This window comes from Microcella daejeonensis, from assembly GCF_026625045.1.
GTDB lineage: Bacteria > Actinomycetota > Actinomycetes > Actinomycetales > Microbacteriaceae > Microcella > Microcella daejeonensis.
In genome coordinates this window covers 493,042-518,333 of record NZ_CP113089.1, presented here as the reverse complement: position 1 = coordinate 518,333, position 25,292 = coordinate 493,042, and the positions used below count along the sequence as shown (strand labels likewise).

The window sequence follows — 25,292 nt, the reverse complement described above, 5'->3', positions numbered from 1 at the left end:
CGAGAGGAGAAGAGTGATCGTGACCGACGCCATCGACTGGGATGCCCTGCGGGCCGTCGCCCTCGACGCCATGCGGAAGGCCTACGTGCCGTACTCGGAGTTCCCCGTCGGGGTCGCCGCGATCGTCGACGACGGCCGCGTCATCGCCGGCTGCAACGTCGAGAACGCCAGCTACGGCCTGACGCTCTGCGCCGAGTGCGCGCTCGTGTCGAGCCTGCACATGACCGGCGGGGGCCGCCTCGTCGCCTTCACCTGCGTCGACGGCAACGGCGGCGCGCTCATGCCCTGCGGCCGCTGCCGCCAGCTGCTGTTCGAGCACTCGGCCGAGGGCATGCTGCTCGAGACCGTATCCGGCATCAAGACCATCGACGAGGTGCTGCCCGACGCCTTCGGCCCGCGCACCCTCGCCGCCTACCGAACCCCTGGAGAGCAGTAATGGCCGTTGAGCCCTTCGACGTCGTCGACCTCATCCGCACCAAGCGCGATCACGGCGCCCTGAACCCCGAGCAGATCGCCTGGATGGTCGACGCCTACACGCGCGGCTACATCGGCGACGAGCAGATGGCCGCGATGGCGATGGCGATCTTCCTCAACGGCATGGAGCGCGAGGAGGTGCGCGACCTGACGCTCGCCATGGTGGCGAGCGGCACCCGCCTCGACTTCTCCGGCCTCTCCAAGAAGACCACGGACAAGCACTCGACGGGCGGCGTCGGCGACAAGATCACGCTGCCGCTCGCGCCGCTGGTCGCCGCGTTCGGGGTGGCCGTGCCGCAGCTCTCCGGGCGCGGGCTGGGTCACACCGGGGGCACGCTCGACAAGCTCGAGAGCATCCCGGGATGGCGCGCCGACGTCAGCGTCGACGAGATGATGGCGCAGCTCGACAGCGCCGGCGCCGTCGTCTGCGCGGCCGGATCGGGCCTCGCGCCCGCCGACGGCAAGCTCTACGCCCTGCGCGACATCACGGGCACGGTCGAGTGCATCCCGCTCATCGCCTCGTCGATCATGTCGAAGAAGATCGCCGAGGGCACCGCCGCCCTCGTGCTCGACGTGAAGTTCGGCTCGGGCGCGTTCCTCAAGGACATCGAGAAGTCGCGCGAGCTCGCGAAGGTCATGGTGCGCCTCGGCGAGGACGCCGGCGTCGCCACCCGTGCCGTGCTCACCAACATGAACGTGCCGCTCGGTCTCGCGATCGGCAACGCCAACGAGGTGCGCGAATCGGTCGAGGTGCTCGCCGGCGGCGGCCCCGCCGACGTGGTCGAGCTGACCGTCGAGCTCGCCCGCCACATGCTCGAGCTCGCCGGCGTCACCGACGTCGACGTCGCCGCCGCGCTGCATGACGGCCGGGCGATGGACTCGTGGAACGCCATGATCCGCGCCCAGGGCGGCGACCCGGATGCTGCGCTCCCGGTCGCGTCGGAGACCCACGTCGTCACCGCCGACCGCGACGGCGTGCTCGTCGCTCAGGAGGCCCTGCCCTTCGGTATCGCCGCCTGGCGCCTCGGAGCGGGCCGTGCCCGCAAGCAGGACCCGGTCGACCACGCCGCGGGCATCGACCTGCACGCCAAGCCGGGTGACGCGGTGACCAAGGGGCAGCCGCTCTTCACCATGAGCACCAACGACGCCGCGCGCTTCGACCGCGCGCTCGAGGCGCTCGAGGGCGGCTACCGCATCGGCGACGCCGGCGACGAGATCGAGACCGGCGGGCCGCTCATCGCGGGGGTCGTCGAGGCGTAGGGCGCCGTACCCCGCGGGTCACACCGCGGGGTCGGCGATGCGCTCGAGCGCGTCGACGACGAGCGCCCAGAAGCGGTCGTTGTCGAGGTTCATCGCGACCCGGGTCGTGCATCCCTCGGGAGCGGGCCCGCGCAGATCGGCCACCGTCATGCCGACGGTGAGCGCGCCGGTCAGTTCGACGTCGAGCGGCGCCCGCACGGTCGTCATGATGCTCGGGTCGATGACGTAGGCGACCGCGCAGGGGTCGTGCACCGGAGGGTGCTCGAAGCCCTGCGCGTCGCGGTAGGTCTGCCCGAAGAAGTCGAGCAGCTCGCCGACGAAGCGCGCGGGCCCGGTGCCCACGGCGGCGATCGCGGCGGCGACCTCGGGCGTCGCGAGCGCCTGGTGCGTCAGGTCGAGGCCGACCATCGTGAGCGGCCACGCCTCGTTCATGACGATGTGCGCGGCCTCGGGGTCGATGACGATGTTGAACTCGCTCACGGCGCTCCAGTTGCCGACGTGCACGCCGCCGCCCATGAGCACGACCTGCTTCACCCGCTCGACGATCCGCGGCTCCAGGCGGGCGGCGAGGGCGATGTTCGTCAGCGCGCCGGTGGGCACGAGCGTCACGGTGCCGGGCTCGTGGGCCATGACGGTGTCGATGATGACCTGCACGGCGTGCCGGGCATCCAGCTCGATGGTCGGTTCGGGAAGGACGGGGCCGTCGAGGCCCGATTCCCCGTGGATGCTCGGCGCCGTCTCGATCGGTCGCACGAGCGGTCGATGCGCACCCCGGGCGAACGGCACGCCCGTGATGCCGGCCACGCGGGCCACGGCGAGGGCGTTGCGCGTGACCTTCTCGATGGTCTGGTTGCCCATGACGGTGGTGACGGCCAGCAGCTCGATCTGCGGGCTGCCGTGCGCGAGCAGCAGCGCGATCGCATCGTCGTGGCCGGGGTCGCAGTCGAGGATGATCTTCTCGGGCATGCCCCTCAGCGTAGGCCTCCGCGCCCAGCGCGTTCTTGCCCGGCGAACGGTAGGTTTATCGCTATGACGACGGCGACTGAGACCCTCCTTCCCGGCACCGACATCGTGCTCGAGCAGCTGCCGAAGGTGTCGCTGCACGACCACCTCGACGGGGGGCTGCGCCCGCAGACGATCATCGACCTCGCCGCCGGGATCGGGCTCGAGCTGCCGGCCTCGACCGCCGAGGAGCTGGGCGCCTGGTTCGCCGAGAAGAGCAACTCCGGCTCGCTCGTGGAGTACCTGAAGACCTTCGACATCACGACCGCCGTCATGCAGACCGCCGAGGGCCTTCGCCGCGTCGCGCACGAGTTCGTGCTCGACCTCGCCGCCGACGGCGTGATCTGGGGCGAGATCCGCTGGGCGCCCGAGCAGCACCAGCAGAAGGGCCTCAGTCTCGACGAAGCGGTCGAGGCCGTGCAGGCGGGTCTCGACGACGGCGTCGCGGAGGCGCGCGCCGACGGCCGCACCATCCGCGTCGGCCAGCTCATCAGCGCCATGCGCCACGCCGACAGGGGTCTCGAGATCGCCGAGCTCGCCGTGCGGCACCGGCACGCGGGCGTCGTCGGCTTCGACATCGCCGGCGCCGAGGCGGGGTTCCCCGCGGGCCGCATGCGCGACGCTTTCGACCACCTCGCGCAGAGCTTCTTCCCCGCCACCGTGCACGCGGGCGAGGCCGACGGCCTCGACTCGATCCGCGGCGCGCTCCTCGACGGCCGCGCCCTGCGCCTCGGCCACGGCGTGCGTCTCGCCGAGGACATCGAGATCTCCACCGAGAACGGCACGAGCTATGCGCGCCTCGGCGAGCTCGCCGAGTGGATCAAGGACCGCCGCATCTGCCTCGAGACGAGCCCGAGCTCGAACCTGCAGACCGGCGCGATCGCGCAGTGGGGCGACGAGATGGTCGACCACCCGCTCGACCTCTTCTACCAGCTGGGCTTCCTCGTCACGGTGAACACCGATAACCGTCTGATGAGCGGCACCACCCTGAGCCGCGAGCTCGCCCTGGTGAGCGACGCCTTCGGCTACGACCTCGACGACGTGCTGACGCTGCAGCTCAACGCCGCCTCCGCCGCCTTCCTCTCGGTCGACGACCGCGAGACCCTCACCGACGCGATCATCGCCGGGTTCGAGCCCTTCCTCGACGCCGAGGACGCCCGATGACCCTTCCGCCGCTCGCCGACCGCGCGATCGTCGTCGGGGCGCGCGCGGCCGACTGGCGGGAGGCGGTGCGCCTCGCCGGCGACGCCCTCGTCGATTCGGGATGCACGACCGCCGAGTACACCGAGGCGATGATCCGCATGGTCGACGATCACGGCCCGTACATCGTCATCGCCCCGGGCCTCGCGCTCGCCCATGCGCGCCCCGGCGCCGACGTGCGCTGCGAGGGGCTCTCGGTCGTGACGCTCGCCGAGCCGGTCGAGTTCGGCCACGCCCACAACGATCCGGTGCGCGTCGTCATCGGCCTCGCCGGCGTCGCTCCGGATGCCCATCTCGCCTCGGTCGCCGCCCTCGCGAACGCGTTCAACGACTCCTCCGCCATCGCGGCGGTCGCCGCGGCGACCACGCGCGACCAGGTGCGCGCCATCCTCCAGGGCCGGAGCGGCGCATGAAGATCGTCACCATCTGCGGCGCGGGCATCGGTTCGAGCGGCATCCTGAAGGTCAACGCCGAGCGCGTGCTGCAGCGGCTCGGCCTCACGGCCTCGGTCGTCGCCGCCGACATCGCCTCGGTCGGCACGGTCGCGGCCGACGCGCAGGTCATCCTCACGAGCGCCGAGTTCGTCGAGGCCATCGGCCCGACCCGCGCCGACGTCATCGTGATCGAGAACTACTTCGACACCGAGGAGCTCAGCCGCAAGATCGAGGCCGCGATCGGCTGAGGGCCGCGCGTGATCGCGTAGCCGAGCGCGAGGGCGAGTGCTGAGACGGGCAGCAGTGTGAAGAGCGGCACCAGGCTCAGGAGCGCCGTACCGAGAGCGCTGACGACCGCGGCACGGATGACCACCCGGCGGGGGTCTCGGGTGAGCTCGCGGGAGCCGCACGCGACGAGCGCTCCGATCGCGCAGGCGGGAACGAGCGGGACGAGGACGAGCTCGGCGGCGATCGGCAGCGGGAGCAGCTGGCTCGCGAGCGGGGCGGTGGCGATGTCAGCTCCAGTGAGCACGGCGGGGAGCGCGAGAGCAGCGCCGGCGAGGAGCACTACGCCGAGCGGCCGGAGGTCGCGGCCCGCGAGGGCGATGGCGGCGACGACGAGCAGCGCGAAGGCCAGCCAGATCAGCAGCGTGACGGCGGAGAACTGACGCAGAGGGGTCACCGGGTCGGCGTCCGAGCCTATGATGACGAACCCGAGAGGCGCACCTCCGTCGAGCAGCCACGCCGGGAGGGGGATCGACACCAGCCAGACGGGCAGCGTGAGCACGGTGCCGATGACGAGCGCGATCACCCCGGTGCGCCGCGACGGTGCGGGCACGGAGCGCTGCAGGAACGCGAGCATGCGTCCAGTGTGAGCCGCCGAGCGCGGGATGTCGAGAGTCGGTGTCGGGGCCGTGGCTCAGCCGAGCGTGGTCGCCGACTGCGGCGGCCGGGCCGGGCGGGGCGCGCTCGCAGCCTTCCGGCGGAACGCGACGGCCGTCGTCACGATGGCGACGACGGCGATGAGCAGGCCACCGGTCGGCACGAGGGCGAGCCACCACAGGGTCGCGGCGAGCACGGCGACCTGGGCCGCGCCTTCGCGGCCCGCTCCGCGGCCGAGCCGGGCGAGCGCGCCGGCGAGCAGGGCGACGGCGGCCGACTGCAGGGCGATCGCCGCGAAGCTCACGGCCTCGAGCGGCACGACGAGGGAGATGAGCGCGGCGAGAGCGAGCATCCCGCCGCCGGCGACCGCCCACGGCCGGAACGCCGCAGCGCAGCGCAGCACGAGCGCGACCTGCAGGGCGAGCGGGATGACGGCGAGCGCGACGACGGCGAAGGCCTGACCGACCGCGGCCGAGCCGAGCAGGTCGCCGATGCCGATGCCGATCGCCCAGGCGACCGCGACGACGAGCACGGCGGCGAGGCCGAGCAGGAGGGCGCGTCGGCGCTCGGGCGGCGTCCACCGCGGAGCGGGCGCGTGCACCGGCTCGCCCCGCAGCCGCGCCTCGCGCACCGCCAGCTCGTGCGCCTGGTTGCGGTGGTAGGCGCGGTCGGCGATTGCGAGGCCGACGGCGCCGGCCATGATCGCCTCCGGGGCCGCGCCCGCGACGATGAACGGGATGGCGAGGCCGGCGCCGCCGATGCCGCTCCAGATGTGGGCGGGCATGGCCTCGACGTGGGGTCGGATGAGGATCGTGGTGCCCGCGCTCGCTGCGGCGCTCGCCGTGACGATGCCGATGGCGGCGGTGACGCCGATGAGCCCGATCGGGCGGTCGGGGCCGTTGTTCAGCAGCCAGATGATGGCGACGGCCGAGAGAGCGGTGGCGACGGCCATGATGACGGCCGAGATCGCGGGCAGCCGCTCGAGGCGATCGTGGCCGCGCCGGGCCCACAGCGCGACGAGCGCCGTCGCGGCGATGAGGATGCCCGCGGTGCGCAGCACGCCGGAGAGCTCGGGTGATCCGACCGCGCCCGCCCCGATGCCGACCGCGCCGACCACGAGGGCGAGCAGCAGCAGGCGCGCCACGAGGGGCGTCAGCAGGCGGGGGCGGGGCACCCGATCAGTCAAGCACAGGGGGCTAGGGGTGGGATCGGGGTGGTCGGACGGCGGTCGGCGTTCGGCCGGCGCGGGTGCGGGCGGGTGCGGTGGCGGTTGTGGTGCGGGCACGGGCACAGGCACGGGCGCGGCAGCGGTAGCGGTGCGGGCATAGGCGCGGGCGCCGGTGCGCCGGTGCGCCGGTGCGCTGGTGAGCGCAGACGCATGCGCAGGGGCGGAATGGCACCGACGCCGTCGCGGCCGGCGGGGTGAGGGTCGCGGGTGCTGGGCCTTCCACAACTGCGGAACGGGTGAATGCGCCTCATGCGATCCGCAGTTGTGGAAGGCGCGGGACGGGGGAACCCGTGCGTCACGGGCCGAGCCGTACGGGCCGATCCGGACGGGCCGACCGTTCTGACGACCAGACGATCAGACGGCTAGGCGGACGGACGGCCTGGCAGACGGACGACCAGGCGGACGACCGCCCGGTCGGTGACCCCGAGGCGCGGCCGGCCGACCCCGACGCGCGGATGCCCCCGTGCCCTCGACGACCCCGGCGACCGCAGCCCGCGCGCGGCTCAGGCGACGAGCGCCCGCATGCCCTCCTCGAGAGCGGCGACCTGCTCCTCGGCGGCCCGGCGACGCTCCGCCGCCGTGCCCGAAGTCAACGAGGCGTCGATGTAGACCTTGACCTTGGGCTCGGTGCCGCTCGGCCGCACGATGACGCGGGCGCCGCCGTGCATCCAGAACCGCAGGATGTCGCCCGCCGGGAACACCCCGAAGCCGTCGATGAAGTCGTCGACCTGGGTCACTTCGATGCCGCCGATCGCGGTGGGCGGGGCTGCCCGCAGAGCGCTCATGATCGCGCCGATGCGGCTCAGATCGGTGACCCGCAGCGAGACCTGGGCGCTTGCGAAGGCGCCGAAGCGCTCGTCGAAGTCGGCCTGGTGGTCGGCGATCGTGCGACCCTCGGCCGCGAGCTCCCCGACGAGGGCGAGGAACTCGACCGCGGCCGAGATGCCGTCCTTATCGCGCACCTTCTCGGGGTCGACGAGGTAGCCCAGGGCCTCCTCGTAGCCGTAGGCGAGCCCGCCGACCCGCGAGACCCACTTGAAGCCCGTGAGGGTGTCGCTGTAGCTGAGGCCGTAGGAATCGGCGACGGCCGCGAGGGCGGGGGAGGAGACGATGGATGCCGCGAGCTTCGCCCGCGCACCCGCGCGGTGCAGACGCTCGGCGATGCGCCAGCCCAGCAGCGCCCCCACCTCGTTGCCGCTCAGCCGGCGCCACCCCTCGGGCGCGGACGCGTCGGGCACGGCCACCGCCAGCCGGTCGGCGTCGGGGTCGTTCGCGATGATCAGCTGGGCGCCCGCACGGTTCGCGGTCGCGTAGGAGAGATCCATCGCGCCCGGCTCCTCCGGGTTCGGGAAGGCCACCGTCGGGAAGGCGCCGTCGGGCGCGATCTGCTCGGGCACGACCGTCGCCTCGCCCAGACCGGCGGCGGCGAAGACGCGCTCCGCGACCTCCCACCCGACGCCGTGCATGGCCGTGTAGACGAAGGGCACCACGGCGCGGGCGGGGGCGTCGGAACCCCGCGGCACCAGCGCGGCGGTGCGCTGCACGTACTCCTCGACGACGGCCTCGTCGGCGAGGGCGTAGTCGGTCGACCGCGGCAGGGCATCCACCGTCGTGCGATCGGCGACGGCGAGGATGGCCCGGTGGATCTCGCCGTCGACGGGCGCGACGATCTGCGAACCCTGGTCGGCGCCACCGAGGTAGACCTTGTAGCCGTTGTCGCGCGGCGGGTTGTGGCTCGCCGTCACCATGACGCCGGCGCTGACGTCGAGGTGCCGCACGGCGAAGGCGAGCACGGGCGTCGGCAGTGCGCGCGGCAGCAGCACGGCCCGCACGCCGGCGCCCGCCATGATCTCGGCGGTGTCGCGCGCGAACACGTCGGAGTTGATGCGCCCGTCGTAGCCGATGACGATGCTCGGGGCATCCTCCCTGCCCTTCAGGAAGTCGGCGAACCCGGCCGCCGCCTGGGCGACGAGCACGCGGTTCATGCGGTTCGGGCCCGCGCCCAGCTCGCCGCGCAGCCCGGCGGTGCCGAAGGCGAGGCGGCTGTCGAAGCGGTCGCCCAGATCGGCGAGCGCCTGCGCGTCGCCCTTCTCGGCGCGGGGGATGAGCGCGTCGAGCTCGGCGCGCGTCTCGGCATCGGGATCCTGGTCGCGCCAGGCCTTGGCGGCGTCGATCGTGGTCACGGGATGCTCCTTCCGGCGGCGATCGTCGCCGCGGCTGTCGCTCGGGTCGGTGCGGGTCGGGTGCGGGTTCGGTGCGGGTTCAGTGCGGTGCGGGTGCGCGCGGGCTGCGTGCGCCTCGGCGGGCGCTAGAGGGCCGCGACGATGCGGGCGAGCATCGCGCTGATGACGGGCTCGGCGTCCTTGCCGGCCTGGATGACCTCGCCGTGGCTCAGCGGCTCGGGCGAGATGCCCGCCGCGAGGTTGGTGATGAGCGAGAGCCCCAGCACCTCCATGCCGGCCTGCCGGGCGGCGATGGCCTCTAGGGCCGTCGACATGCCGACGATGTGGCCGCCGATGGTCTTCGCCATCTGCACCTCGGCGGGCGTCTCGTAGTGCGGGCCGCGGAACTGCACGTACACGCCCTCGTCGAGGCCGGGAGCGACCTCGTGCGCGATCGCCCGCAGGCGCTGCGCGTACAGATCGGTGAGGTCGACGAAGGTCGCGCCCTCGAGCGGCGAGTCGGCGGTGAGGTTGAGGTGGTCGCTGATGAGCACGGGGGTGCCCGGGGTCCAGTGCTCCTTGATGCCGCCGGCGCCGTTGGTGAGGATCATGACGGATGCCCCGGCCGCGGCCGCCGTGCGCACCGAGTGCACCACCCGCCGCACGCCGTGCCCCTCGTAGTAGTGGGTGCGCGCGCCGATGACGAGGGCGCGCTTGCCGCTCGGCAGCAGGATCGACCGCAGGGTGCCGACGTGGCCCTCCAGCGCGGGTCGGCTGAAGCCCGCGATGTCGGTCGCGGCGATCGTGTGGGTGGTCTCGCCGATGAGGTCGGCGGCCTTCGCCCAGCCCGATCCGAGCGTGAGGGCGATGTCGTGCGTCTCGACGCCGGTGCGCTCGGCGATCTGCGCGGCGGCCTCCGCGGCGATCGCGAACGGGTCGGCGGAGGGGTCGTCGAGGGGGTGCGCGGCGTGATCGGTCATGGCCCCCATCGTATTGCCGCGCAGGTGAGCGGGCCGGTGCGCTTCCGTGCGCATCCGCGCCGCGTGGGAGGATAGGGCAATGCCCAGTCTCTTCGAACGCCAGCACCGCATCGTCGTTCTCGGGGGAGGGCCCGGCGGCTACGAAGCCGCCCTCGCCGGTGCCCAGTTCGGGGCCGATGTCACGCTGGTCGAGCGCGTCGGCGTCGGCGGCTCGGCGGTGCTCACCGACGTCGTCCCCTCGAAGACGCTCATCGCCACGGCCGAGGCCGCGGGGGCGATCGGCGACGCCACCGACCTCGGCGTGCAGTTCTTCGCGCGCGGCGAGAGCGGGCGCAGCGTCAAGCCGGAGGTGACCGTCAACCTGCGCGCCGTCAACCAGCGGCTGCTGCGCCTCGCGCGCCAGCAGTCGGAGGACATGAAGCAGCAGCTCGTGAAGGCCGGCGTGCGCATCGTCGTCGGCGACGGGCGGCTCGACGGCCCGCAGCGCGTGGTGGTCTCGGTCGGATCCGGCAAGAAGCGCACCGACGTCGACACCTGCGACGCCGACACGGTCATCGTCGCCGTCGGCGCCTCGCCGCGCGAACTGGATCATGCGAAGCCCGACGGCGAGCGCATCCTCACCTGGAAGCAGCTCTACGAGATCGACGACGTGCCCGAGCACCTGATCGTCGTCGGCTCGGGCGTCACCGGCGCCGAGTTCGCCAGCGCCTACACCGCGCTCGGCGCGAAGGTCACCCTCGTCTCGAGCCGCGATCAGGTGCTGCCGGGCGAGGATGCCGATGCCGCAGCCCTCATCGAGCGCGTGTTCCGCCGCAACGGCATGGAGCTGCTCAGCCAGAGCCGCGCGCAGTCCGTCGTCCGCGACGGCGACGTCGTGCGGGTCGACCTCGGCGACGGCCGCGTCATCGAGGGCAGCCACGTGCTCATGGCCGTCGGGTCGATCCCGAACACCGCCGGCATCGGGCTCGAGGAGGCCGGCGTGCAGCTCACCGAGAGCGGCCACATCCGCACCAACCGGGTCGCGCGCACCTCCATCCCCTCGATCTACGCGGTCGGCGACTGCAGCGACTCGCTGCCGCTCGCCTCGGTCGCCTCCATGCAGGGCCGCACCGCCGTGTTCCACGCGCTCGGCGACGCCGTCTCGCCCATCGAGCTGCGCAACGTGACCTCGAACATCTTCACCGCGCCCGAGATCGCGACCGTCGGCTGGTCGCAGAAGCAGATCGAGGACGGCGTCGCGCAGGGTCAGATCTACAAGCTGCCGCTCGCCTCGAACCCGCGCGCGAAGATGCAGGGGGTCAAGGACGGCTTCATCAAGCTCTTCGCCCGCACCGGCTCGGGCACGGTCATCGGCGGGGTCGTCGTCGGCCCGAAGGCCTCCGAGCTCATCCTGCCCATCGCGCTCGCGGTCGAGCACCGCCTGACGGTCGACCAGCTCGCCCGCGCGTACTCGGTGTACCCGTCCCTCTCGGGCGCGGTGACGGATGCCGCACGCGCGATGCACGTCGTGCACGAGTAGCGCGTCCCGCGCGGCGGCGCCGGCCGCGGCGGCGCGCTAGTCGGTGATGGAGAGCAGCACGTGGCCGGAGGCCACCGTCTCGCCGACCGAGGCGTTGAGGGCCGTGACGACGCCGTCCTTGTGGGCGGCCATCGGCTGCTCCATCTTCATGGCCTCGAGCACGACGACGAGGTCGCCCTTGACGACCCGGTCGCCCTCGGCGACGGCGAGCTTCACGACGGTCGCCTGCATGGGGCTCTTCACGGCATCCCCCGAGGCGCCGACGGCGACGGCCGACCCGCCGCGACGGCTGGGCGGTGCGGCGAGGGCGGTGGCGGCGCCGGATGCTCCGCTCGGCATGAGCGTGCCGGGCAGCGACACCTCCAGCCGCTTGCCGCCGACCTCCACGACGACCGTGTGCCGCGCATCCGCCGCGGGCACGGTGTCGGAGAGCGAGCCGCTCCACGGCTCGATGGTGTTGTCGAACTCGGTCTCGATCCAGCGCGTGTACACGCTGAAGGGGGCGCCGTCGGCGGGGGCGAAGGCCGGGTCGTCGACGATCGCGCGGTGGAACGGGAGGACGGTCGGCAGGCCGGCGACCTCGAACTCGGCGAGGGCGCGGCGCGAGCGCTCGAGCGCCTCCTCGCGGGTCGGCGCGGTGACGATGAGCTTCGCCAGCAGCGAGTCGAAGGCGCCGGAGATCACGTCGCCCGTCGTGACGCCCGAGTCGACGCGCACGCCGGGGCCGCCGGGGAAGCGCAGCACGTGCACGGGGCCGGGCATCGGCATGAAGTTCAGGCCCGGGTCCTCGCCGTTGATGCGGAACTCGAAAGAGTGGCCGTGGGCGGGCGGGTCGTCGTAGCCGAGCGCCTCGCCCTCGGCGAGCCGGAACTGCTCGCGCACGAGGTCGATGCCGGTAACCTCCTCCGAGACCGGGTGCTCGACCTGCAGGCGGGTGTTGACCTCGAGGAACGACACGGTCCCGTCGGCGCCGATGAGGAACTCGCACGTGCCGGCGCCGACGTAGCCGACCTCGCGGAGGATGGCCTTGGACGCGGAGTACAGCAGCTCGGTCTGCTCCGGCGTGAGGAACGGCGCGGGCGCCTCCTCGACCAGCTTCTGGTGGCGGCGCTGCAGCGAGCAGTCGCGGGTGGAGACGACGACGACGTTCCCGTGCGCGTCGGCGAGGCACTGGGTCTCGACGTGGCGCGGCTTGTCGAGGTACTTCTCGACGAAGCACTCGCCGCGGCCGAAGGCGGCGACGGCCTCGCGGGTCGCCGAGTCGAAGAGCTCGGGCACCTCCTCGCGGGTGCGCGCGACCTTCAGGCCGCGGCCGCCGCCGCCGAAGGCCGCCTTGATCGCGACGGGCAGGCCGTGCACGTCGACGAAGTCGAGGACCTCCGAGGCGTCGGCGACGGGGTTCAGGGTGCCGGGGGCGAGCGGGGCGCCGACGCGCTCGGCGATGTGCCGCGCGCTGACCTTGTCGCCGAGCTGCTCGATGGCCTCGGGGCTCGGGCCGATCCAGGTGAGGCCGGCGGCGATCACGGCGCGGGCGAAGTCGGGGTTCTCGGCGAGGAAGCCGTAGCCGGGGTGCACCGCGTCGGCGCCCGAGCGCCGGGCGACCGACAGCAGCTTGTCGATGACGAGGTACGTCTCGGCGCTCGTCGAGCCGTCGAGCGCGTAGGCCTCGTCGGCGAGCGTGACGTGCCGCGCGTTCCGATCCTGATCGGCGTAGACGGCGACGGTGCCGATGCGGGCGTCGCGGGCGGCGCGGATGACGCGGACGGCGATCTCCCCGCGGTTGGCGATGAGAACCTTCGTGATGCGGGCCATGGTTCTCTACCCTAGGGCGCGCTCGCCCGGCCGCGTTTGGGCCACCCGCACAAAAGCGTCGGGAATGCCTTGCAGGAGCCCACAGGTCGCCCTAGCGGTTCCAGAGCTCCGTCCATCGCCCGCCGAGCTCGTGCACGAGCGTGCGCACCAGCGGCACGGAGAGCCCCACCACCGCGTGCGGGTCGCCCTCGATCGACGAGATGAACGCGGCGCCCTTCGAATCGATCGTGAAGGCGCCCGCGACCTCGAGCGGCTCGCCGGTCGCGATGTACGCGTCGATCTCTGCCTCGTCGATGTCCTGCGCGAACTGCACGAGCGCCTGCGCCGGGCGGCCGACGGCCCCGCGCGGCTCACCGCCGCGGTGGTCGATGAGCCAGTGGCCGGAGTGCAGCACGCCGCTGCGGCCGCGCTGACGCAGCCACCGCTCGCGGGCGACCTCGGGCAGGTGCGGTTTGCCGTGCACGTCGCCGTCGAGCTCGAAGGCAGAGTCGCCGCCGAGGATGAAGCCGTCGATCTCGTGCGCCGGCAGCGAGGCCGAGTCGAGCACGGCCTCGGCCTTGAGGCGCGCGAGCAGCTGCACCATCTCGGGGGCCGTGAGCGGGCCGGCCGCGGCGACGGCCGCCTCCTCGTCGACGCCCGGGGCGATCGTCACCGGCTCGATGCCGACGGCGCGCAGCGTCGCGAGGCGGGCCGGGGAGGTGGAGGCGAGATAGAGGCGCATGCGGTTCCTGCCGGTCGAGCGCCGCCCGGTGCCGGGCCGGGAGCCGGGAACCTAGGCTGGGCGCATGGGTGAATTCATCGGCCGCGAGGTCGAGCTCGAGGTTAGCAAGATCGCGCACGGCGGCATCGCCGTCGGACGGCTCGACGGGCGCGTGGTCTTCGTGACCGACGCCGTGCCGGGCGAGACGGTGGTGGCGCGCATCAGCGACGACCGCAAGAAGAGCTTCTGGCGCGCCGACGCGGTGCGCATCCTCGAGCCCAGCGAGCACCGGCGCGAGCACGTCTGGTCGGCCGCGTCGATCGACCGCGATCCCCGCGGTCGCGCCGGCGGCGCCGAGTTCGGGCACATCGCGCTCTCCCACCAGCGCGAGCTGAAGCGGCAGGTGCTCGCCGAGGCGCTGCAGCGCATGGCCGGCATCGAGAGCGACGTCAAGGTCGAGCAGATGCCGGGCGACCACGCCGCCAACGGCCTCGGCTGGCGCACGCGCATCCGTCTGCACGTCGACGAGCAGGGCCGCATCGGCCCGATGGCCAGCCGTTCGCACTCCGTGATCCCCGTGCAGGAGGTGCCGCTCGCCTCGGCCGCCGTGCAGGCCGCGACGCCGTTCGACGAGCGCTTCGAGGGCATCGCGACGGTCGACGTGCTCGCCCCGACGCGGGGGGATGCCCGCCTCGTGCTCGGCGAGCAGAAGCCCACCGTCATCCGCGAGCGGGTCGGCGAGCGCGAGTTCCAGCTCGACGACACCGGCTTCTGGCAGGTCCACCGCGAGGCCCCCGGCGTGCTGAGCGCGGCCGTGCAGCAGGCCGTCGACGACGCGCTCTTCGACCCGCGCGCGGCGAACCTCGACCTCTACGGCGGGGTCGGGCTGCTGGCGGCGGCGGTCGGCGACCGCTTCGGCCCGACGACGCGCATCACGAGCGTCGAATCGGATGCCCGGGCCACCGATCACGCCGCCGAGAACCTCTCCGACTGGGTCGGCGCGGCGGCTGAGACGGCGCGCGTCGATCGTTGGCTGCGCGATGCCGAGCAGAACGCGAGCACGGCGGAGCGCGATCGCCTGCGCGCTGCGACGGTGGTGCTCGATCCTCCCCGCTCGGGAGCGGGCACCGAGGTCATGGGGATCCTCGGTCGGCTCGCCCCGGCGCAGATCGTCTACGTCGCCTGCGACCCGGTCGCCCTCGCGCGCGACGTGGCGCTCGCGGCCGAGGCCGGGTACCGGCTCGATCACCTGCGGGCCTTCGATCTCTTCCCGCACACCCACCACGTCGAGGCGGTCGCCCGGCTCGTCCGCGACTGAGGCTCGGCACCGCGCGGCGGCGCGTCCGGGTCGATCGCCGCCCACTACGATGGGGGGGCGGTGCGCAGCCCGAGCGCGCCACCGAATCGTGTGGGGGAGTGCAGTCCGTGGTCGTAGCCGAAGGCAGGGCGGTGCGCATCGCCGTCGTCGACGACCACGAGTCCGTGCGCCTGGGCCTGCAGGCCGCGTTCGGCAATGCGGGCTTCGACTTCGTCATCGCCGCGGCGACGGTGCCCGAGCTCGTCGAGGGTCTCGGCGGGCGCGAGGTCGACGTCGTCGTCCTCGACCTCAGCCTCGGCGACGGCTCGAGCGTCACCGAGAACGTCAAGGCCGTGCAGGCCACCGGCTCGGCGGTGCTCGTGCACTCGATCGCCGATCGCGTCGCGAGCGTGCGCGAGGCGCTCGCCGCCGGAGCGGCGGGGGTCATCCCCAAGTCGTCGGCGACGAAGACCGTCATCACCGCGGCCGAGACCGTCGCCCGCGGCGAAGTGCTCAACAACCTCGAGTGGGCGAGCGCGATCGACGCCGATCGCGATTTCGCCAAGGCGCAGCTCGGTCGGCGCGAGCGCGAGATCCTGCACCTCTACGCCTCGGGTCTGCCGCTCAAGCTCGCCGCGCAGCAGCTCGGCATCGGGTACTCCACCGCCCGCGAGTACCTCGACCGGATCCGGGCGAAGTACGTGGAGGTCGGGCGCCCCGCGCCGACGAAGGTCGACCTGCTGCGCCGCGCGGTGGAGGACGGGATCCTCCCCGGCCTCGATCCGGATGGTGATGAGTCCGCCTGAGGCGGCCCCCGCCGCCTTCCGCACCCCCTCGGGGGTCAAGCTGCCGCGCCAGCCGTTGAGCCGCAAGCGCGTCGATACCGTGCTCTCCCGCTCCGTCTCGGGATTCGGCGTCGTCTTCGCCCTGCAGGCTCTGCTCACCATTCCCAGCCAGTACGCGCTGAGCCAGCCGCTCTGGTCCGCGCTCGCGGTCGGAGCGGTCTACGGGTCGATCCTGCTCGCGATGCTGTGCTCCATCGTGAAGCGCTTCGTCGTGGGGTCGCACCGGGTGGTCGCGGCGGTCTACGTCATCGCACTTGTCACCTGGCCGTTCTTCGTGATCGAGCCGCAGACGGGCAACCACTGGCTGTACCAGCTCACGACGGTGGCGACGGCGTGCGCCGCGGTGGGCCTGCGCGTGCGCGGGGCATCCCTCTACCTGTTCATCGTGCCGTTCATCTACGGAGCGATCCGCGCGATGCCGAACGGCGGCGGCGGCCCGTGGGAGCTGGGGCTGTTCGATGCGGTGTTCGCCGTGATCCTCGGCGGCGGCGTGCTCGTCATCGTCACCATGACGCGCGTCGCGGCGTCCTCCGTCGATGAGGCCCAGGGCACCGCTCTCGACCGCTACTCGCACGCCGTGCGCCAGCACGCCACCGAGGTCGAGCGGGTGCAGGTCGATTCGATCGTCCACGACAGCGTGCTGACGACGTTCCTCACCGCGGCCCGGGCCGGGTCCCCCGCCGAGAAGGCGCTGGCGGCCACGATGGCGAGCAACGCCATGCGCCACCTCGAGGAGGCCGCGCAGTCGACGCCGGACGACGGCAGCACGGTGCGGTTCCGTCAGGTGGCCGAGCGCATCGTCACGGCGGCGCGCGAGCTCTCGGTGCCGATCTCCATCCGCGTGCGGTCGCTCGACACCCGCATCATCCCGTCCGGTCAGGCGGAGGCCCTCTACTCGGCCGCGGTGCAGGCCATGGTCAACTCGGTGCAGCACGCCGGAGGCCCCGAGGTGCGGCGCTGGCTGCGGGTCTCGGGCGTGCAGGGCGGCGCGATCGAGATCGAGATCGGGGATGCGGGCGAGGGCTTCGACCTCGCTCAGGTGCCCGGCGAGCGTCTGGGCGTGCGCCGTTCGATCGTCGAGCGCATGGCCAACGCCGGAGGGGCGGCCGAGGTGCGCTCCGCTCCCGGCACCGGAACGGTCGTGCACCTGCACTGGCCGGTCGTCGGAATGCGCGCGCCGATGGCGGACTCGGACGAGGAGGAGCGATGAGGATCGGCGTGCCCCGTGCTCTCATCGTGACGATGGCCGGCCTGTTCTCGGGCTATCACATCGTGCTCGGCCTCTACACGATCGATGTTCCGCGCAACCCGCTCCCGGTGCTGCTCGCGATGGTTCTCTACGCCACGGCCACCGTCATCAGCCTGCTGCCCGGCGGCGCCGCGCGCATGCCGATGTGGATGGCCGCCATGAACCTCATCGTCTGCGCGGCCATGCCGCTGCTGATCACCCCGCAGCTCGACGCCGCTCGCGAGGGGGGCCTCGGGTACGCCACCTGGTACGTCGCGGCGATCGGGACCCTGCTGACCATCACCTCGACCCGTCTGCGCAACACCTTCGCCTGGGCGGGCACCGCCGTGCTCGTGCTGCAGACGATCGCCTGGGCGGGCCCCGGGATGCTGCTGCAGGCCGGCGTGCTCGGCTCGGTCTCGTGGGTGGCCATCTCGCACATCCTCAGCAGCGCTCTCGCGCGGGCCTCGCGCGACGCGGCCCGCTTCGCGCGCGCCGAGCGGGAGGCCACCGACTGGCAGGCCGCCCAGGAGGCGCACCTCTACGAGCGGCAGTTCCGCCTCGGGCAGACGGGGTCGATGGCCGTGCCGATGCTGCGCATCATCGAGCGCACGGGCGGCGAGCTGACCGAGGAGCAGGCCCTGGAGTGCCTGTACCTGGAGGCGGCGATCCGCGACGAGATCCGCGGGCGCACGCTGCTCGACGACGCCGTGCGGCGCCAGGTCATGCGCGCGCGCCGTCGGGGCGCCTCGGTGAGCCTGTACGACGAGGGCGGGCTCGACGAGCTCCCGGACGAGGTGCGCGCCCGCGTGCACGCCGAGCTGGCGGAGGCGCTCGCCGGCACGGAGGCCAGCCGGCTCATCATCCGCACGGCCCCGGCCGACTCCGAGACCGCCGTGACGGTCGTGGGGCTGACCCCCGCGGGCGAGCAGCTGGGCGATCTCGGGTCGACGGGCGAGGACGACGACGAGGACGAGGTCGACCTGTGGCTCGAGATCCCGCGGTACCGCGACGAGGCCGAGGCGTAGGACGCCGGAGCGGCGTGCGCGGCTGACGAGGGTCGGCCGCCGGCCTCTCGCCGACATCGACGGGTCGACGCCGGAGACGCCCAGACCATCGAGACGCGCTGCCGATCGAGACGCGCTGCCGATCGAGACGCGCTGCCGATCGAGACGCGCTGCCGATCGAGACGCGCTGCCGATCGAGACGCGCTGCCGATCGCGACGCGTTAACGATCGAAGGGCCGGGGTACCCATCCCCGGCCCTTCGCAACGTATCGAGTTAGAGCCACAACCCGAATGTGCCCCTAACTCGCCCCCCAATCACCAGCAGGTATACCCTTACCCGCTGGGATGGGCGGTGAGCAGCTCACGATGGAGCCGCGTCACCTATTGGTAGTAATCATGCACCGTTCCGGGGAGCGTGCACAGTCGTCATTTTGGGGGACAAACGGCCCCAGTTCGGGGGGCCGCCTCAGCACCCGCGCTGGCCGCGTGATGCCGACCAGGCACCCGCGCCGGGGTACACGATGGCACGGGGTGCCCGAGCCGCGTGGCTCCAGTGGTCGACGGGCGGCAGCACGCGAGCCGCTCCGGCCGCCGCCTGCTCGGCGAGCACGGCCGCGATGACGGCCTGGGTCGCGGCGAGCTCCTCGTCGGTGGGGCTGCCCGCGACGATGCGCACGACGGGGGCGAGAGCATCCATCGTCGTCTCAGCGGGCTCGGCGCCGGTCACAGCGGGATGTTCCCGTGCTTCTTCGGCGGCAGGCTCGAGCGCTTCGTCTTGAGGGCCCGCAGCGCCTTGATGACCGCGACGCGCGTGGCGGCGGGCTCGATGATGCCGTCGATCTCGCCCCTTTCGGCGGCGAGGAACGGGCTCGCGACGTTGTAGGTGTACTCGTTCGCCAGGCGCGTGCGCACGGCGGCGACGTCCTCGCCGGCGGCCTCGGCGGCCTTGATCTCGTTGCGGTACAGGATGTTCACCGCGCCCTGCCCGCCCATGACGGCGATCTCGGCCGTGGGCCACGCCAGGTTCATGTCGGCACCGAGCTGCTTCGAGCCCATGACGATGTACGCGCCGCCGTAGGCCTTGCGCGTGATGACGGTGACGAGGGGCACGGTGGCCTCGGCGTAGGCGTAGAGCAGCTTCGCGCCGCGGCGGATGACGCCCGTCCACTCCTGGTCGGTGCCGGGGAGGTACCCGGGCACGTCGACGAGCGTGAGGATGGGGATGGAGAAGGCATCGCAGAAGCGCACGAAGCGCGCGGCCTTCTCGCCCGCATCGATGTTGAGCGTGCCGGCCATCGCCTGCGGCTGGTTGGCGATGACGCCCACGCTGCGGCCCTCGACCCGGGCGAAGCCGATGACGATGTTGGGGGCGAAGAGCGGCTGCACCTCGAGGAACGACCCCTCGTCGACCACGCGGTCGATGATGTCGAGAACGTCGTAGGGCTGGTTGGGGCTGTCGGGCACCATCGTGTTGAGGCGCCGGTCGGCGTCGGTGATCTCGAGCTCGGCGCTCGCCTCGTACTGCGGCAGCTCGGCGAGGTTGTTGTCGGGCAGGTAGCTGAGCAGCGAGCGGGCGTAGTCGAAGGCGTCGTGCTCGTCCTGCGCGAGGTAGTGCGAGACGCCCGAGACGCGGTTGTGGGTGAGCGCGCCGCCGAGCTCCTCCATGCCGACGTCCTCGCCTGTGACGGTCTTGATGACGTCGGGGCCGGTCACGAACATCTGGCTGGTCTTGTCGACCATGATGACGAAGTCGGTGAGGGCGGGGGAGTAGACGGCGCCGCCCGCGGCCGGCCCGCAGATGATCGAGATCTGCGGGATGACGCCCGAGGCGGCCGTGTTGCGGCGGAAGATCTCGCCGTACTTGCCGAGCGCGACGACGCCCTCCTGGATGCGCGCGCCGCCCGAGTCGAGGATCCCGACGATCGGCACGCCCGTCTTGATGGCGAGCTCCATGACCTTGATGATCTTCTCGCCGGCGACCTCGCCGAGCGAGCCGCCGAAGATCGTGAAGTCCTGGCTGTAGACGGCCACCTGGCGGCCGTGGATGGTGCCCGTGCCGGTGACGACCGCATCGCCGTAGGGGCGCTTGGCCTCCATGCCGAAGGCGTGGGTGCGGTGGCGCACGAACTCGTCGAGCTCGACGAAGCTGCCGTGGTCGAGCAGCGTGTCGATGCGCTCGCGGGCGGTCATCTTGCCCTTGGCGTGCTGCTTCTCGATGGCGGCCTCGCCGCTCGCGGTCACCGCCTCGTGATAGCGGTGCCGCAGATCGGCGATCTTCCCGGCGGTGGTCGACATGTCGGGTGCAGCGGCGTCGTCAGTCACGCACGTCAGCCTATCGACCAGGATGCACCGCGCACCGTTGGCGGAAGGGCACAAAAATGCTCGCCCGCGCCGTACCCGAGTGTGCAGGCCGCGGCCGCTGCGGCGTCGCAGCCGTGCCGCAGGGCGGCCGATGCGGTGACGACGAATGCTCGCCCCGCGTTCCCGCGCCGTTCATCATCCCTCCGTCGCGGCGACATGAGCCGTTCCTACCGTCGGGGGATCAGTTCGACCGGGGGAGGCGACGATGCGGCATCCGATGACGACGGCCTGGGCGGAATCGCCCCTGCAGCTGCTCGGCGTGCTCGAGCACGCCGCGATGGCCGAGACCGCGGCCGAGCATCCCGACGGCATCGCCGTCATCCCCCGCTCAGGCGACGCGCAGCTCGCCCGCACCGTCGACGCGGCCGAGCTCGCGGGGGCGCCCGCGCTCGCCCGGCTCGGCATCGACCGCCCCCTGCTGCCGGTCGGCCGGTTCCGCGCCGAGGGGCGCTGGATCATCGGCGACCCCTTCTCGGGGCAGGTGCAGGCCCGGCTGGCGCGCGTCGAGCCCTCCGCGCTCACCCTCGTCGACGACGGCGCCATCACCCGGCACCTCGCCGCGCTGCTGGCGACCGGCTCGCCCCTTCTGCGGCCGGGTGCTCCGGCACCGGCCCTGCGGCGCTCCCTCGGGGCGACGACGACCCGCACGCTGCTGCGGCTCGCGGCCGAGGGCCGGCTGCACGTCACCACCTACCTGCCGCCGCACGAGCAGGCCGTGGAGCGGCTGCGGGGCGTCGGCGCGATCGTCCACCACCACGACTTCGCCTGGACCCGCAGCGCCGGGCAGGCCGCGCAGGGCATCCCGACGGCGCACCGCATCGTGCTCGGCACCGCCGCCGTCGCCGACGGCCGCCGCTCTGTCGAGGAGCACCTGGGCTGGCTGCGCGGCATCGCGCGCACCGGGCCGGTCAGCTACCTCCCGCACCGCCGCGAACCGGTGCGCGTGCTGCGAGCGCTCGAGCTCGAGCGCCACGTGCACCTGCGGCCCGCGACCCTGCCGATCGAGCTCGCGCTCGGCGGCACGACCCGCCCGCTCGACATCATCAGCAGCCCGTCGAGCGCCATCGAGACGCTCGAGCGCGTGCTCGCCGGCACCGGCTCCTGCATCCGCCTCGATCCCATCCCGGTGCTCAGCCGATGAGCGTCGTCGCGGTCATCCCCGCGCGCGGCGGATCGAAGGGCGTGCCCGGCAAGAACCTCCGCCGGGTCGGCGGCCGCAGTCTCGTCGCCCGGGCGATCGACGCGGCCCGCACGAGCGCCGCGATCGACCGGGTCGTCGTGAGCACCGACGATGCCGCCATCGCCGAGGAGGCGGCCCGCTGCGGCGCGGAGGTCGTGCGGCGTCCCGCGGCGCTCGCGACCGACGAGGCGAGCTCGGAGGCCGCCCTGCTGCACGCGCTCGGGCAGCTCGGCCCCATCGAGCTGCTCGTGTTCCTGCAGGCGACCTCGCCCTTCATCGAGCCCGCCGACCTCGACGACGCCGTCGGGCGGGTGCGCGCGGGCGAGGCCGACGTGGTGTTCGCCGCGATCGCCACGCCCGTCTTCCTCTGGCAGCCCGGCGAGACGGGCTGGCAGGGCATCAACCACGACGCCGCCGTGCGATTGCGCCGGCAGGATGCTCCGCCCCAGGTGGCGGAGACGGGCGCGTTCTACGTCATGCGGGCGCGGGGCTTCCTCGAGGCCCGGCACCGCTTCTTCGGGCGGGTGGTGCCGGCGCTCGTCGACGAGCACCTCGCCATCGAGATCGACACCGAGCAGCACCTGCTGCTCGCCGAGGCGCTCGCGGGCGCAGGGAGCGGGACGACATGAGCATCACCATCGGGAGCCGCGAGATCGGTGCGGGCATGCCCGCGTACGTCATCGCCGAGATCGGCCTCAACCACAACGGCGACGTGGCACTGGCCAAGCGCCTCGTGGACGTCGCCGCCGACGCCGGAGCCGACGCCGTGAAGCTGCAGAAGCGCACCCCGGCGATCTCGACGCCCGAGCACATGAAGGAGGTGCGGCGCGAGACCCCGTGGGGCGAGATGAGCTACCTGGAGTACCGCTACCGAGTCGAGCTCGACCGCGAGCAGTACATCGAGATCGGCGACCACGCGGTGCTGCGCGGCCTCGACTTCTTCGCCTCGCCCTGGGACGTGCCCGCCGTGGAGTTCCTCGACGAGCTCGACGTCTGCGCCATCAAGGTCGCGAGCGCCTCGGTGACCGACCTCGAACTGCTCGCCGCCATCGCCGCCACGGGCCGACCGGTCATCCTCTCGACGGGCATGTCGACCCTCGAGCAGATCGACCGGGCGGTCGCGGCGCTCGCCGGCAGCCCGCTCGCGCTGCTGCACGCCACCTCGACGTACCCCATGCCGGCGGAGGAGGCGAACCTGCGGGTCATCCCCGCGCTCGCCGAGCGCTACCCCGGCGTGCCCATCGGCTACTCCGGGCACGAGCGGGGCCTGCAGATCAGCCTCGCCGCCGTCGCGCTCGGCGCGAGCATCGTCGAACGGCACATCACCCTCGATCGCACGATGTGGGGCAGCGACCACGCGGCCTCCCTCGAGCCGCAGGGGCTCGCGCACCTGGTGCGCGACATCCGCGTGATCGAGCGAGCGCTCGGCGACGGCGTCAAGGTCGTGCAGCCCGGTGAGCTCGCCCCCATGGCGAAGCTGCGCCGCGTGCCCGCATGACCCGGCTGCTCGCCCTCGCCGACTCCGACTCCTACCTCAAGTGGGCCGCGGGCGCCGCCGAGCGGCTCGCCCCCGACAGCGCCGGGCTGGCGCTCATCGCCAGCCCCGTCGCGCCGAGCGCCGCCCAGCGGCGGGCCGCGCTCGCCCAGACGCGCTGGCGGGATGCCCCGCTCGCACCCCTCTCGCTGGCCGCGCTCGTCGCGCGGGTGCGCGAGGAGCGCCCCGACTCCGTGCTCGTCGGCATGCGCGGGCCGACAGCGGCCGTCGTGCTGGCCGAGCTGGCGGCTCTGCCCGGCAGGCCCGTGCTGCTCAGCGGGCTGCCGGGGGTGGGCATCCCCGCCTCGCGGAAGGCGCTGTTCTACCGGGCGCAGGCCGATGCGATGATCGTGCACTCTCTGCGCGAGCGCGAGGCCTTCGCCGAGCGCGCGCAGCAGCTCGGCTGGCCGCAGCGGTTCGCCGTGGCGACGCTGCCGTTCCTCGAACGCCACCCCTCGGCCGGCGACGACATCGTCTTCGCGGCGCAGGCGCTCGTGCCCGAGAGCCTCGCCGACCGACGGGCGATCATCGCGCTGCTCGTCGCGCTCGCCCGCCGCAACCCCGATCGGCGGGTCGTGCTCAAGCTGCGCACCCTCGACGGCGAGGCGCAGACGCACGACGAGCGCTACCCGCTCGACGCGCTGCTGCAGGAGGTCGAGCGGCCGTCGAACCTGCTCACCCGGCACGACTCGATGCTCGCCGCGCTCGACACCGCCGGCGCGCTCATCACCGTCAGCTCGACCGCGCTCATCGAGGCCGTCGCCCGCGGGATCCCGGGGCTCGCGCTCACCGACTTCGGCGTCGGCGACGCGCTCATCAACACCGTCTTCGAGGGCAGCGGCCTGATGGGCAGCATGGACGACGCCCTCGAGGGCCGGTTCCGGATGCCCTCCGCGGGCTGGGCCGCCCGCAACTACCTGCACGCGCCCGAGCAGGACGACGCACCGCTCGTGCTCGCCGAGCTGGTCGCCCGGCGCGAGGCCGGCACCCTCGGAGCGCCCCGCCGCGCCGTGCGCTCGACCTTCGGCGGCCCGCTGCGCGCCGCCTGGAACCGTCGCATCGCGCTCGGCGCGCACGAGGCCGGGGTGCTGCCCGCGCTCGCCCTCGTCATCGGGGTGCCGCTGCGCGCGGCCCTCGTCGCCGCCCGGCGGGTGCGCGGCCGGGTGGCCGGGGTGCGGCCGCCGACGGCGCCCTCGCCGGCGAGACGGTCGCCGGCATCTCAGCCGCGGGCATCCGAGCCGCCCGCATCTCGGCCGCGGGCGCCTCAGCCGCCGGCCTCTCAGCCGCCGGCGGCGATGAGCCCGACGCCCACGAGCGCGAGGACGACGCCCGCGAGCTGAGCGCGGCGCACGCGCTCGCCGAGCACCTGCCGCGCGAGCACGACGGTGACGACGGGGTAGAGCGCCGCGAGCACGGCCACCGTGCTGAGGGCGCCCGCGGTCGTGGCGACGGCGAAGGCGAGGTTCGCGCCCGCCACGAGCACGCCCGTGACGACGATGGCCGCGGCGTCGCGGCCGGTGATCCGCGCGGGCAGCAGGGCGGGCGAGGCCGCACGGCCCGAGCGCAGTCGGCCCGCCGCCCCGCGCAGCCGCACGTGCACCCAGGCGCTGAAGGCGACGATGAGCAGGCCGATGACGGTCGCGGCGTGAGTGAGCAGGGTCGTCACGACCGACTCGGCGCTGCCGATGCCGAGCGCGGCCTGCGAGACGCCGAAGCCCAGCGCCGCGATCCCGCCGAGGGCGAGGGAGAGCGCGGCCCGGCGACCGGCGCGCAGCTCCGGTCCCGACGCGAGCACGGTGCCCGCGATCGCCAGCAGCAGGCCGAGGCCGAGCATCCCGCCCACGGGGTCGCCCTGCGCGATGCCGAGCGCGACGGGCACGATCACGGCGAGCGCGGAGACGGGCGCGACGACCCCCATGGTGCCGATCGCGAGCCCGCGGAACAGCGCGGCCAGGGCGATCGCGGTGGATGCCCCGCTCACGATGCCCGCCGCGATGGCGTCGCCCGCCGCGGCGTCGTAGGGCTCGACCAGCAGGGCGAGCGAGAGCAGCGCGCCGACGACGAGCTGGCTGCCCAGCAGGACGACGATGAGGGGCGTGCGCCGCGAGAGCAGCCCGCCGAGGAAGTCGCTCGTGCCGAGCAGCAGCGACGCGGCGAGCGCGAGCAGCACCGCGCCGGTCATGCGCG

General features: G+C 73.3%; 24 protein-coding genes. 14 read left to right on the top strand and 10 right to left on the bottom strand.

What is annotated here, in order from left to right; all coding sequences use genetic code 11:
• Positions 1–70: 70 nt before the first annotated feature.
• The gene (locus OVN18_RS02530; protein WP_267782862.1) at positions 71–436 is read left to right on the top strand and encodes a cytidine deaminase; all 366 of its coding nucleotides are present in this window, start codon (positions 71–73) and stop codon (positions 434–436) included.
• The gene (locus OVN18_RS02525; RefSeq protein ID WP_267781725.1) at positions 436–1,734 is read left to right on the top strand and encodes a thymidine phosphorylase; all 1,299 of its coding nucleotides are present in this window, start codon (positions 436–438) and stop codon (positions 1,732–1,734) included. The genes OVN18_RS02530 and OVN18_RS02525 overlap by 1 nt, the downstream gene beginning before the upstream one ends.
• Positions 1,735–1,752: 18 nt before the next feature.
• Here OVN18_RS02525 and uriH read toward each other — a convergent pair whose 3' ends face one another.
• Positions 1,753–2,700 (bottom strand): uridine-preferring nucleoside hydrolase UriH, encoded by a 948-nt coding sequence (gene uriH, locus OVN18_RS02520; protein ID WP_267781723.1) that lies wholly within the window; start codon positions 2,698–2,700, stop codon positions 1,753–1,755.
• Positions 2,701–2,763: 63 nt separating this feature from the next.
• Here uriH and OVN18_RS02515 point away from each other — a divergent pair, with 63 nt between their 5' ends.
• The 3 genes from OVN18_RS02515 to OVN18_RS02505 are packed head-to-tail and all read left to right on the top strand — an operon-like array spanning position 2,764 to position 4,618.
• Complete coding sequence (locus tag OVN18_RS02515; RefSeq protein WP_267781722.1) at positions 2,764–3,900, top strand: adenosine deaminase; 1,137 nt, start codon at positions 2,764–2,766, stop codon at positions 3,898–3,900.
• Positions 3,897–4,349, top strand: coding sequence for a PTS sugar transporter subunit IIA (locus OVN18_RS02510; protein WP_267781720.1), 453 nt, complete (start codon positions 3,897–3,899; stop codon positions 4,347–4,349). The genes OVN18_RS02515 and OVN18_RS02510 overlap by 4 nt, the downstream gene beginning before the upstream one ends.
• The gene (locus OVN18_RS02505) at positions 4,346–4,618 is read left to right on the top strand and encodes a PTS sugar transporter subunit IIB (protein ID WP_267781719.1); all 273 of its coding nucleotides are present in this window, start codon (positions 4,346–4,348) and stop codon (positions 4,616–4,618) included. Before OVN18_RS02510 ends, OVN18_RS02505 begins: the two co-directional genes overlap by 4 nt.
• On the opposite strand, the gene OVN18_RS02500 is transcribed toward OVN18_RS02505, so the two are convergent.
• From OVN18_RS02500 to OVN18_RS02485, 4 genes are all read right to left on the bottom strand, one after another.
• Positions 4,567–5,232, bottom strand: coding sequence for a hypothetical protein (locus OVN18_RS02500; protein ID WP_267781718.1), 666 nt, complete (start codon positions 5,230–5,232; stop codon positions 4,567–4,569). The genes OVN18_RS02505 and OVN18_RS02500 overlap by 52 nt on opposite strands.
• Before the next feature lie 57 nt (positions 5,233–5,289).
• Complete coding sequence (locus OVN18_RS02495; RefSeq protein ID WP_267781716.1) at positions 5,290–6,426, bottom strand: hypothetical protein; 1,137 nt, start codon at positions 6,424–6,426, stop codon at positions 5,290–5,292.
• Positions 6,427–6,983: 557 nt separating this feature from the next.
• Complete coding sequence (locus tag OVN18_RS02490) at positions 6,984–8,663, bottom strand: phospho-sugar mutase (protein ID WP_267781715.1); 1,680 nt, start codon at positions 8,661–8,663, stop codon at positions 6,984–6,986.
• A 125-nt stretch (positions 8,664–8,788) separates the two neighbouring features.
• Positions 8,789–9,622, bottom strand: a complete 834-nt coding sequence (locus tag OVN18_RS02485) for a purine-nucleoside phosphorylase (RefSeq protein ID WP_267781713.1) — start codon at positions 9,620–9,622, stop codon at positions 8,789–8,791.
• A 79-nt stretch (positions 9,623–9,701) separates the two neighbouring features.
• Between OVN18_RS02485 and OVN18_RS02480 the strand changes: the two genes are divergently transcribed.
• Entirely contained in the window at positions 9,702–11,141 is a 1,440-nt protein-coding gene (locus OVN18_RS02480) for an NAD(P)H-quinone dehydrogenase (RefSeq protein WP_267737978.1), read from the top strand.
• A 36-nt stretch (positions 11,142–11,177) separates the two neighbouring features.
• Here the strand turns inward: OVN18_RS02480 and OVN18_RS02475 are convergent, their stop codons facing one another.
• Both OVN18_RS02475 and OVN18_RS02470 read right to left on the bottom strand, forming a co-directional pair.
• On the bottom strand, positions 11,178–12,953 hold the full coding sequence (locus OVN18_RS02475) for an acetyl/propionyl/methylcrotonyl-CoA carboxylase subunit alpha (RefSeq protein ID WP_267781712.1): 1,776 nt from the start codon (positions 12,951–12,953) through the stop codon (positions 11,178–11,180).
• A gap of 91 nt (positions 12,954–13,044) precedes the next feature.
• A complete protein-coding gene (locus OVN18_RS02470) occupies positions 13,045–13,674 on the bottom strand; it encodes a Maf family protein (protein ID WP_267781710.1) in 630 nt (209 codons plus the stop codon).
• A gap of 64 nt (positions 13,675–13,738) precedes the next feature.
• Here OVN18_RS02470 and OVN18_RS02465 point away from each other — a divergent pair, with 64 nt between their 5' ends.
• The 4 genes from OVN18_RS02465 (at position 13,739) to OVN18_RS02450 (ending at position 18,051) form a co-directional block, all read left to right on the top strand.
• A complete protein-coding gene (locus tag OVN18_RS02465; protein WP_267781709.1) occupies positions 13,739–14,971 on the top strand; it encodes a class I SAM-dependent RNA methyltransferase in 1,233 nt (410 codons plus the stop codon).
• A 107-nt stretch (positions 14,972–15,078) separates the two neighbouring features.
• Positions 15,079–15,756, top strand: a complete 678-nt coding sequence (locus OVN18_RS02460; protein WP_267781708.1) for a response regulator transcription factor — start codon at positions 15,079–15,081, stop codon at positions 15,754–15,756.
• Positions 15,743–17,005, top strand: a complete 1,263-nt coding sequence (locus OVN18_RS02455) for a sensor histidine kinase (protein WP_267781707.1) — start codon at positions 15,743–15,745, stop codon at positions 17,003–17,005. Before OVN18_RS02460 ends, OVN18_RS02455 begins: the two co-directional genes overlap by 14 nt.
• 8 nt (positions 17,006–17,013) lie before the next feature.
• A complete protein-coding gene (locus OVN18_RS02450) occupies positions 17,014–18,051 on the top strand; it encodes a hypothetical protein (RefSeq protein ID WP_267781706.1) in 1,038 nt (345 codons plus the stop codon).
• 445 nt (positions 18,052–18,496) lie between these two features.
• Here the strand turns inward: OVN18_RS02450 and OVN18_RS02445 are convergent, their stop codons facing one another.
• On the bottom strand, positions 18,497–18,757 hold the full coding sequence (locus OVN18_RS02445; RefSeq protein ID WP_267781705.1) for an acyl-CoA carboxylase subunit epsilon: 261 nt from the start codon (positions 18,755–18,757) through the stop codon (positions 18,497–18,499).
• Positions 18,754–20,325, bottom strand: a complete 1,572-nt coding sequence (locus OVN18_RS02440; protein ID WP_267782860.1) for an acyl-CoA carboxylase subunit beta — start codon at positions 20,323–20,325, stop codon at positions 18,754–18,756. The genes OVN18_RS02445 and OVN18_RS02440 overlap by 4 nt, the downstream gene beginning before the upstream one ends.
• A gap of 283 nt (positions 20,326–20,608) precedes the next feature.
• Between OVN18_RS02440 and OVN18_RS02435 the strand changes: the two genes are divergently transcribed.
• From OVN18_RS02435 to OVN18_RS02420, 4 genes are read left to right on the top strand one after another with little or no spacing between them, the layout of a single operon-like run.
• Positions 20,609–21,532: a hypothetical protein gene (locus OVN18_RS02435; protein ID WP_267781704.1), complete on the top strand. Its 924-nt coding sequence runs from the start codon at positions 20,609–20,611 to the stop codon at positions 21,530–21,532.
• Positions 21,529–22,200, top strand: a complete 672-nt coding sequence (locus OVN18_RS02430; RefSeq protein WP_267781703.1) for an acylneuraminate cytidylyltransferase family protein — start codon at positions 21,529–21,531, stop codon at positions 22,198–22,200. The genes OVN18_RS02435 and OVN18_RS02430 overlap by 4 nt, the downstream gene beginning before the upstream one ends.
• Complete coding sequence (locus OVN18_RS02425) at positions 22,197–23,069, top strand: N-acetylneuraminate synthase family protein (RefSeq protein WP_267737968.1); 873 nt, start codon at positions 22,197–22,199, stop codon at positions 23,067–23,069. Before OVN18_RS02430 ends, OVN18_RS02425 begins: the two co-directional genes overlap by 4 nt.
• The gene (locus tag OVN18_RS02420) at positions 23,066–24,445 is read left to right on the top strand and encodes a DUF6716 putative glycosyltransferase (protein WP_267781702.1); all 1,380 of its coding nucleotides are present in this window, start codon (positions 23,066–23,068) and stop codon (positions 24,443–24,445) included. The genes OVN18_RS02425 and OVN18_RS02420 overlap by 4 nt, the downstream gene beginning before the upstream one ends.
• On the opposite strand, the gene OVN18_RS02415 is transcribed toward OVN18_RS02420, so the two are convergent.
• Positions 24,385–25,287 (bottom strand): EamA family transporter, encoded by a 903-nt coding sequence (locus OVN18_RS02415; RefSeq protein ID WP_267781701.1) that lies wholly within the window; start codon positions 25,285–25,287, stop codon positions 24,385–24,387. The two genes, OVN18_RS02420 and OVN18_RS02415, sit on opposite strands and share 61 nt — an antisense overlap.
• Positions 25,288–25,292 lie beyond the last annotated feature (5 nt).

Bases quoted from the DNA above. Each gene is read 5' to 3' on its own strand.
- OVN18_RS02530 (WP_267782862.1), top strand. From the start codon at position 71: ATGCGGAAGGCCTACGTGCCGTACTCGGAGTTCCCCGTCGGGGTCGCC.
- OVN18_RS02525 (WP_267781725.1), top strand. From the start codon at position 436: ATGGCCGTTGAGCCCTTCGACGTCGTCGACCTCATCCGCACCAAGCGC.
- uriH (WP_267781723.1), bottom strand. From the start codon at position 2,700: ATGCCCGAGAAGATCATCCTCGACTGCGACCCCGGCCACGACGATGCG.
- OVN18_RS02515 (WP_267781722.1), top strand. From the start codon at position 2,764: ATGACGACGGCGACTGAGACCCTCCTTCCCGGCACCGACATCGTGCTC.
- OVN18_RS02510 (WP_267781720.1), top strand. From the start codon at position 3,897: ATGACCCTTCCGCCGCTCGCCGACCGCGCGATCGTCGTCGGGGCGCGC.
- OVN18_RS02505 (WP_267781719.1), top strand. From the start codon at position 4,346: ATGAAGATCGTCACCATCTGCGGCGCGGGCATCGGTTCGAGCGGCATC.
- OVN18_RS02500 (WP_267781718.1), bottom strand. From the start codon at position 5,232: ATGCTCGCGTTCCTGCAGCGCTCCGTGCCCGCACCGTCGCGGCGCACC.
- OVN18_RS02485 (WP_267781713.1), bottom strand. From the start codon at position 9,622: ATGACCGATCACGCCGCGCACCCCCTCGACGACCCCTCCGCCGACCCG.
- OVN18_RS02480 (WP_267737978.1), top strand. From the start codon at position 9,702: ATGCCCAGTCTCTTCGAACGCCAGCACCGCATCGTCGTTCTCGGGGGA.
- OVN18_RS02475 (WP_267781712.1), bottom strand. From the start codon at position 12,953: ATGGCCCGCATCACGAAGGTTCTCATCGCCAACCGCGGGGAGATCGCC.
- OVN18_RS02470 (WP_267781710.1), bottom strand. From the start codon at position 13,674: ATGCGCCTCTATCTCGCCTCCACCTCCCCGGCCCGCCTCGCGACGCTG.
- OVN18_RS02465 (WP_267781709.1), top strand. From the start codon at position 13,739: ATGGGTGAATTCATCGGCCGCGAGGTCGAGCTCGAGGTTAGCAAGATC.
- OVN18_RS02455 (WP_267781707.1), top strand. From the start codon at position 15,743: ATGAGTCCGCCTGAGGCGGCCCCCGCCGCCTTCCGCACCCCCTCGGGG.
- OVN18_RS02440 (WP_267782860.1), bottom strand. From the start codon at position 20,325: ATGTCGACCACCGCCGGGAAGATCGCCGATCTGCGGCACCGCTATCAC.
- OVN18_RS02435 (WP_267781704.1), top strand. From the start codon at position 20,609: ATGACGACGGCCTGGGCGGAATCGCCCCTGCAGCTGCTCGGCGTGCTC.
- OVN18_RS02430 (WP_267781703.1), top strand. From the start codon at position 21,529: ATGAGCGTCGTCGCGGTCATCCCCGCGCGCGGCGGATCGAAGGGCGTG.
- OVN18_RS02425 (WP_267737968.1), top strand. From the start codon at position 22,197: ATGAGCATCACCATCGGGAGCCGCGAGATCGGTGCGGGCATGCCCGCG.
- OVN18_RS02420 (WP_267781702.1), top strand. From the start codon at position 23,066: ATGACCCGGCTGCTCGCCCTCGCCGACTCCGACTCCTACCTCAAGTGG.
- OVN18_RS02415 (WP_267781701.1), bottom strand. From the start codon at position 25,287: ATGACCGGCGCGGTGCTGCTCGCGCTCGCCGCGTCGCTGCTGCTCGGC.